This is a genomic window from Escherichia sp. XD33, assembly GCF_019375075.1.
Classification (GTDB): Bacteria; Pseudomonadota; Gammaproteobacteria; order Enterobacterales; family Enterobacteriaceae; genus Enterobacter; species Enterobacter flexneri_A.
In genome coordinates, this window is sequence record NZ_JAENDM010000395.1 from 1 (window position 1) to 523 (window position 523).

1 protein-coding gene is annotated in these 523 nt (G+C 50.5%); it reads right to left on the reverse strand.

Annotated elements, in window-relative coordinates:
- Positions 1-33: 33 nt before the first annotated feature.
- Positions 34-523 (reverse strand): Tn3 family transposase (locus K0778_RS27415; protein ID WP_138920156.1); only part of this gene is annotated, 490 nt, incomplete at its 5' end.

Consider the following 523-nt stretch of genomic DNA (forward strand, 5'->3'; position numbering starts at 1 on the left):
GGGGTCTGACGCTCAGTGGAACGAAAACTCACGTTAAGCAACGTTTTCTGCCTCTGACGCCTCTTTTAATGGTCTCAGATGTCCTTTGGTCACCAGTTCTGCCAGCGTGAAGGAATAATGGCCGAGCATATTGATATGTCCGTGGCAAAGCGGGGAGAGGCGTGCGATATCTTCATCATTCAGTGTTTCACCCTGCGCCCGGAGATGATCCAGGGCTGCCTGCATATAAATAGTGTTCCATAACACGACGGCGTTAGTGACCAGCCCCAGTGCGCCCAGTTGATCTTCCTGACCGTCGGTATATCGTTTTCTTATCTCACCTTTTTGACCGTGACAGATGGCTCTGGCAACGGCATGGCGACTTTCTCCCCGATTAAGCTGGGTCAGAATGCGCCGGCGGTAATCTTCATCATCAATATAATTAAGCAGATACAGCGTTTTGTTGATGCGCCCCACTTCAATGATTGCCTGAGTCAGTCCGGAAGGACGTTCACTTTTCAGCAATGAACGGACCAGCACTGAA